Raw genomic sequence first — 6,743 nt, 5'->3', positions numbered from 1 at the left:
CCTCAAGGGGGAGGGAGGGCAAAGAACCCGATCTATCCACCTTATCCCCGCCACCAAAAACCCATGTCACTATCTCCCCATCCCGCCAGTCACCGGTCCCCACGCAGGGCCGGGCGGGGTGGCCGTGGGAGAGGGGCGCTTCTCCAGTGGGGTTGGAAACTCGGCAGCCGGACCTGCAAGAATGGTACCGCCTGAACCGGACCCTGCACAAAAGCGGATCGTGACGGGCGGCCTTTGGCTCCCCTAGTCTAAACTGGTCGAGTCAAAGGCCGCCCGTTACCGTGTCTCCGCAGGCGCAAGCGCCGTGCGGCGCTTCATCATGTCTGCGGCAAGCGCTTGAAACTCGCCGCGCTCTGGCGCATTTCACTTATATGAGAAAACCGGGAGACCCGATCATGCGCGCCCTGCCCCTTGCGGCCCTTGCCGCCCTGCTGCTCGTCACCCCGGCCCTGGCCGAGCCGCTGGCCCGCGTCAAGGGCGGCAATATCGATGTGCGCACCGGCCCCGGCACCCGCTACGACATTATCGGCAAGCTGGCCGACGGCGCCCAGGTTCAGCTCGATGAGTGCACCCGCGACAGCCGCTGGTGCCGCGTCAGCGGCTCCGGCTGGGTGCGGGCGAGCTATCTCGTCGGCTGGTCCGCCAAGATGCGCGTCACCCAGCCCGATTTCATCGGCGGCGGCCCCTGGTTCACCTTCAACGACAGCGACGACGAGGACCGGGGGATACTGGACTAGCTTGCTGAGGCTGTTTCGAAACGCGCTCTGGCGAGTCAGGTGGCGTGATTGTCGAGAACCGGAGCGGAGCGTACTTTTGGGTACGTGAGCACCGGAAGCGCAGACGATCGCGCCAGATGACCGTCAGAGTAGCGCTTCCAAACGGCCTCAGAGCCAGCCAGACAACTCGCGCCGCACCATCGCCTCGATCATATCCATGCCGTCCGGGCTATCGTTCAGGCATGGAATATAGGCGAATTGCTCGCCCCCGGCCTGCATGAACGTTTCCTTGCCCTGCATGGCGATCTCTTCCAGCGTCTCGATGCAATCGGCCGAAAAGGCCGGCGCCAGGATCGCCACCTTCTTGATCCCCTTGCCCGGCAGCGCTTCCAGCGTCACATCGGTATAGGGCTCGAGCCACTTGGTCGGCCCGAAGCGGGATTGGAACGTCACCATGATCCGGCTTTCGTCCCAGCCCAGCTGCTCGCGCACCAGCCGTGTCGTCTTGTGGCACTGGCAATGATAGGGGTCGCCGCGCTCCAGATATTCCACCGGCATGCCATGATAGCTGGTGATCACCAGGTCCGGCACGAAATCCAGCGCCGCCACGCCATCGCTGATCGATTTGGCCAGCACTTCGACATATTTCGGGTCATCGAAATAGGCCGGCGCCGTCCGCACCGCCGGCTGCCAGCGCATCTTGCCCAGTGCCTCGAAAGCCTTGTCATTGGCGGTCGCCGTCGTCGTCGCCGAATATTGCGGATAGAGCGGCACCAGCAAAATCTTCTGGCATCCCGCCTGCTGCAGCTTGTCCAGCACGCTCCTGGTCGATGGATTGCCATAGCGCATGGCAAATTCCACCATCACATTGCTCTCCCCCGCCAGCCGCTGCGCCAGCGCCTCGGTCTGGTTGCGGGTAATCACCCGCAGCGGGCTTTCATTCTTGTCCTTGTCCCAGATCTGCGCATAGGCATGTCCGCTCTTCTGCGGCCGGAAGCTCAGGATCACCAGGTTGAGAATCGGCCACCACAGCCATTTCGGCGTCTCGATGACGCGCGGATCGCTCAGGAATTCCTTGAGATAGCGGCGCACGCTCCAATAATCCGTCGCGTCGGGCGTGCCCAGATTGAGCAGCACCACGCCGATTTTCGGCGTCTGCACGGGCGGATGATCGGCAGGAAGAATTTGGGACATGAAATGGAGCTGTTTGGAAGAATTCTAACGTTGGCCGCACCATAGCGGCTCGCGCCATAACCGCAAGGCGGCGATGGGTCGCGCTTTGGCGGGGGAACCGCCTACACGCTCGCCATCAACAGCAACACCCCAAACACCAGTACCAGCACGGCGCCCGCCAGTTCCGCCCACCACAGGATCGCCGTGGTCACCGGATTATCCACGCCCCCGATCCGCCGCGCCAACCCCTTGGCCGTCACCGCCAGCGTCGCCAGCGCCGCCACGGTGATCGCAGTCCCCACACCCATCAGGAACACGGCGACAATCCCCGCCGCCAGCAATCCCTGCGACAGTGCAAATACCAGCACCACCAAGGCCCCCGAACAGGGCCGCAGTCCCACCGCCAGCACCACGCCCAATTGCTCCCGCCAGCTCCCGCTCGCCGCCTCCGGCGTCACGATATGCTGGTGGCCATGATGGTTATGGTGCTCATGATGGCCGTGGTCATGTCCATGGTGATCGTGCCCATGGTGATCATGATCATCCTCATGCAGATGCGCATGCGCCTTCTGCGCCATGTCATCGGCATGGTGATGGTGGTGTGAATGCCCCCAGCCGAACAGCTTGCGCGCAATCAGCCACAGGCCCAGCAGCGCCACCATCCCGTATGAGACAATACCGATCCAGTTCGCCGCATCGCCCATGGCAATGCTGGTCATGCCCAAAATCCCGGCAGCCACCAGCACGAACAGCACCGCCACCGCCGACTGGATCATCGCCGAAATAACGCTGAGGATCACCCCGCGCCGCACCTGAGTTTCATTGGCCAGCACATAGGAGGAAATAACCACCTTGCCGTGCCCCGGCCCCGCCGCGTGGAACACGCCATAGAGAAAGCTCAGTCCCCCCAGCAGCCAGAATGCCGTCCAATCGGTGCGCAACGCGCCCAGCGAGGCATTCATCGCGCCATAGAAATTGCGCTGCTGCTCCTGCAGCCAGCCGAAAAATCCGGTGCGCGGCAGGTTTAGCCCCGGCTCCGGCGGCGGCCCGCCAAAGGGAATGGAGGGCTTGGCCACCGCCACGTCATTGATCGCATCCAGCGCCGTCGAGGGCGCCGCCGCCGGTGCATCGCCACAGGTGATCACGATCATCCCCTGCGTGCCCCGCATCGCTGCGGCCAGATCGGGCGGCAGTTCCGTCACATCGGGTCCCAGCGCAAAAAGCCGGTTCTGGACCTCGGGATCCATGTCCTTGGGCGGATCGAGCGTCACCGCGCAACTGCCCGGCGCATTCTCCAGCGTCACATCGCTTTGGTCGGCAAAAGTGATGGCCACATAATAATCGGGGTCATAAACCCCCAGCTCGAACCGCTGCCCCACCGGATGCGGCCGCTCGGTTTTGAGCGAATAGCTCAGCGTCACCCGCCCATTTTCATAGACCATGTGCTGGTCGCCAGCGGCCTGAAATTTCAACAGCGAATCCTGCGAGCCGGCAAAGGTATAGAATTCGAACTCGCCCAGCCCGGCGGCATTCTCATCCGCCAGGCTCTGCAATTCCTCGGAACTGGTGATCCGGTCGCCATTGGTATCGAGCCCCTGGATCACCCAGGACGAAAACGCCTCGTCAAACGTCCAGGTGTGCTTGAGCCCGACTACAGCGCCGCTATCGTCGAACTGCACGCTCACCTTGGCATCGATGAAGATATGCGGATGCGCCCATGCCGGCGCCACAAGGGCAAGCAGCCCGGCCAAAACCACCGCCAGAAGGCGGGCCAAATTCGAAACCGTCACGCAATGCCCCTAACTGATCGGATGCTTCTGGAACCACTCGACCAGATGGTCGATCAGCGCCCGCACTTTGCCCGCCAGATGCCGGCGGTGCGGATACACTGCCTGCAACGTCTGGCCGGTTTGCAGATAGCGGGTCAGCACCGGAACAAGCTCACCTTTGGCCACTGCCGGATCAGCGAGATAGGATGGCAATGCGGCAAAGCCGAGACCAAGAACGGCCGCCTGCCGCGCCGCTAACGGAGAATTGACCCGCACCGGTCCGCTCACCGGAATGGAAATGGTCTTGCCCTCCTCGTCGATGAAGCGCCAGTTCGACTGCCCCTGCAGATTAGTGTCGACAATGCAGGGCATGGTCCGCAGCGCATCGGGGTGATCGGGCGTACCCAGCGTCTTGAGCAGCGATGGCGCGCCCCCGATCACGATATGCATATCGGCAATCTTGCGGGCGATCAGCGAGGAATCCTGCAACGTTGAAATCCGCAGCGCCACGTCGATCCCCTCATCGACCAGATCGACATAGCGATCCTCCAGCCGCAGATCGAGCGTCACCTTGGGATATTTGGCCAGATAGGCGAAAATCGCTGGGGCCAGCGTGTCCTCGCCAAAATTGCGCGGCGCCGATACCCGCAGCAGCCCGCGCGGCTCGGCGGTCTGGTCGGTAATCGTCGCGTCCAGATCATCCAGTTGCTGCAACAGCGCACTGGCTTCCCGGTAATAGGCTTCCCCCGCCTCGGTCAGGCTCAGCTTGCGCGTCGTGCGGTTCATGAGCCGCACGCCCAGATAATCCTCAAGGTCGGTCACATATTTGCTGAGCAGCGCCTTGGAGCGCCCATGCTGGCGCGCCGCCGACGAAAAGCCGCCGGAATCGAACACCTGAACAAAGGCACGAATACGGGCGAGATCCTGTGTCATAATCTACTCCAGCCTGCCAAGATCAAACGCCGCCACCTCATCCACCAATTGGGCAAAGCCGCGCAGCGCATGATCGGCGCTCGCCGCGCCCTTCTCCGCCGTAGCCAGCAAGGCATTGCCCGCCGCCCCCTGCGGATTGAGGTCACGGCTCAGCCAACCCGGCCGCGTCCGCCCATGCGTCTTGAGCCAGCGCGTCTGTGCATCCCAGCGCGACGCCGCCGAACTGAAATCCGCCAGATGCTGCTGCCGCACCGCCTCGGGCCAGTAATGCAGCATCAACGAGGTCTCGATATCCCCGCCATGAATGCCATAGGCCAGCTCATTTTCGGCAAACAGCCCCTCGGGCTGGCCAAACCGCAGCCAGGCCGCGCTCACTGCGAGCATATCCCGCTGGACTCGCAGCCGCGTCGCCAGCAGCGCCACGACTTCGGAATTGCCGCCATGGCTCGATACCACGATCAGCTTGCGCACCCCCGCCTCGACCGCCGCGCCGACCACGTCGCTCCACGCCGTCAGCAGCGTTTCCGCGCCATGGGTGAACACCCCGGCAAAGCCCGAATGCTCGAGGCTATGCCCGATGCTCTGCAGCGGCAGCACCAGCAGCTCCCGCTCCGCGCTCACATAATCGGCCAGCCGGCCCAGATGCCCTCGCGCAATATCGCAATCGGTCGATAGCGGCAGATGCGGCCCATGCGGCTCGATGGCGGCCACCGGCAGCACGGCGATGGTTTGCGGACCGGCAATTGCAGCGAATTCCGGTGCGGTCAGCTGTTCGGCAAAATGGGTGGCCAAGCTGCGCTCCGTTCGATTTTATTGGGGCAGTTGAACGCATAACTCATCTGCGCCTGGTGAACAATAACGGGCCTTGGTCGTTACCCGATTAACGATAGGATGGAATGGCTGATCGACGTGCCCAAGGAGTTCGGACTATTTTCCCACTTATGTCCAAACCCTCGTCCCGCTCTACGCTCTACCGGCTGATCGAAGCCGGCCAGCTTGCCCACAAGGCCCTGCTGCTGCCGTTGCTCGAACGCGGCCTCGAGCCCGGCGACGATGCGGTCCTGTTCGAGCTCGGCCGCTCCGGCGCCACCGAGGCCGATCTCGCCAGCCAACTCGGCCTGCCGGTCGAAAACCTGCAGACCCGCCTGCTTCGCCTCATCGAGCGCGAATTGGTCGCCCGCCATGCCGTCGGCCCCGAACTCGCTCCCGGCGTCGCCCTCACCGACCGGGGCGTGCGCATCCGCAATGGCCTGGCCGATCACTGGACCCAGCTCGAGGAAGCCCTGCTCGGCGAGCTGAAACCCAAACCCCGCAAGAAACTGGCCTCAACCCTCAAGCGCTTCGTGGATTTGCTGAAACTCTGACGTCGCGCTCCAACCTCACCCACCCACCGTGTCATTCCGGCGAAGGCCGGAATCCATGCTGAAGACCTTCCCAGCGCTGGATGAGAAGGGCGCGCATCCGACACTCCCTATTGCAGGACGCCCTTGGCGCGCTCGCCACTCACCCCAACCACCGTTCTCCCTCGGGCTCGACCCGAGGGCCATTCGCCGCTTGTGCCGTGTTGAGAGCGGCCTCGGATCAGGTCCGAGGGAGAGCGGTGGGTGAGGCGGAATTTGGGACCCTTGAAGCTACGCCTCTCGCACCCGCCAAACCCCTCTCCCACATGACCAGACCATTCAGCTCCAGTTCATCGCCAATGGTGTTTTCTGCACTCACAGGCACAAGAGGTGCTTAACAGGGAAAGGAGTTCAACAATGGCTCTGAGAAACAAGCTCATCGCTGGCGGACTGGCGGCTTTTGCAGTGCTTGCAACCGCTACGGCCGCCATGGCTGCCCCGGCCTATGCCACCAGCAATGTCAATGTGCGGTCCGGCCCCGGCACCGGCTATGGCGTCGTCGATACACTGCGCCGCGGCGAACAGGTTGACGTGCAGCAGTGCCGCGGCAGCTGGTGCTATGTCGAAAAACGCGGCCCCGATGGCTGGGTTTCCGCCAATTATCTGAGCGCCGGCGGCTGGGACAATGGCTGGAACCGTCCGCCTCCGCCCCCGCCGACCTGGAACCCGCGCCCGCCGCGTCCACCCCATTGGGGTGGTGGCTGGGGACGCCCGCGCCCGCCCCCATGGGGGGGCGGTGGCCCCCCCCCGCG

The 6,743-nt window shown here is 63.5% G+C and carries 7 protein-coding genes; 3 read left to right on the top strand and 4 right to left on the bottom strand.

All coding sequences use genetic code 11. The features are described from left to right. Positions 1-395: 395 nt before the first annotated feature. Positions 396-737, top strand: a complete 342-nt coding sequence (locus FF80_RS15955) for an SH3 domain-containing protein (RefSeq protein ID WP_052153662.1) — start codon at positions 396-398, stop codon at positions 735-737. A 147-nt stretch (positions 738-884) separates the two neighbouring features. Here FF80_RS15955 and hemH read toward each other — a convergent pair whose 3' ends face one another. From hemH to FF80_RS15935, 4 genes are all read right to left on the bottom strand, one after another. Next, the gene (hemH, locus tag FF80_RS15950) at positions 885-1,910 is read right to left on the bottom strand and encodes a ferrochelatase (RefSeq protein WP_035102412.1); all 1,026 of its coding nucleotides are present in this window, start codon (positions 1,908-1,910) and stop codon (positions 885-887) included. Positions 1,911-2,011: 101 nt separating this feature from the next. Next, positions 2,012-3,679, bottom strand: coding sequence for a DUF1007 family protein (locus tag FF80_RS21105; RefSeq protein ID WP_081917494.1), 1,668 nt, complete (start codon positions 3,677-3,679; stop codon positions 2,012-2,014). Between the two features lie 9 nt (positions 3,680-3,688). Beyond that, positions 3,689-4,591 (bottom strand): LysR family transcriptional regulator, encoded by a 903-nt coding sequence (locus tag FF80_RS15940; RefSeq protein ID WP_035102411.1) that lies wholly within the window; start codon positions 4,589-4,591, stop codon positions 3,689-3,691. Positions 4,592-4,594: 3 nt separating this feature from the next. After that, positions 4,595-5,383 carry a creatininase family protein gene (locus FF80_RS15935; protein WP_035102410.1) on the bottom strand — a complete coding sequence of 263 codons (789 nt, stop codon included), beginning with the start codon at positions 5,381-5,383 and terminating at the stop codon, positions 4,595-4,597. Between the two features lie 149 nt (positions 5,384-5,532). Here FF80_RS15935 and FF80_RS15930 point away from each other — a divergent pair, with 149 nt between their 5' ends. Further along, a complete protein-coding gene (locus FF80_RS15930) occupies positions 5,533-5,955 on the top strand; it encodes a hypothetical protein (RefSeq protein WP_035102409.1) in 423 nt (140 codons plus the stop codon). Between the two features lie 393 nt (positions 5,956-6,348). After that, on the top strand, positions 6,349-6,743 hold a 395-nt coding region (locus FF80_RS21100), incomplete at its 3' end, for an SH3 domain-containing protein (protein WP_052153660.1).

This window comes from Devosia sp. LC5, assembly GCF_000735585.1.
Classification (GTDB): domain Bacteria; phylum Pseudomonadota; class Alphaproteobacteria; order Rhizobiales; family Devosiaceae; genus Devosia.
This window is presented reverse-complemented; position numbering and strand designations above follow the sequence as displayed.